This is a genomic window from Methylomonas sp. Kb3, from assembly GCF_002834115.1.
Taxonomy (GTDB): Bacteria; Pseudomonadota; Gammaproteobacteria; order Methylococcales; family Methylomonadaceae; genus Methylomonas; species Methylomonas defluvii.
Genome location: NZ_PIZT01000063.1, coordinates 1 through 217 on the forward strand (window position 1 = coordinate 1; position 217 = coordinate 217).

The following is a 217-nucleotide window of genomic DNA, read 5'->3' on the forward strand; positions in this document are numbered from 1 at the left end:
ACGGTTTGGACCGCGGCTCCAAAGTTTACGCACTGGTGATAACCGCCGACTGCAAAAGTGTGGAACGGGATTTAAAAGCGCATTATCAAAACATCGACTCGGCCTTGGGCATGCCGGTGGAAAAGTACTTGTTCGACGCCATGCGCCGATTGGTCAAGTCCGGACAATGGACCGTCAACGAAAAAGGCGCTCGGCTATGGCGTTTTGAGGATGGCCT

At 53.5% G+C, this 217-nt stretch carries 1 protein-coding gene; it reads left to right on the top strand.

Translation table 11 applies throughout. The annotated features are described in order from the left end of the window. Nucleotides 1-217 (top strand): TraI domain-containing protein (locus tag CWO84_RS15435; RefSeq protein WP_205800406.1); only part of this gene is annotated, 217 nt, incomplete at both ends.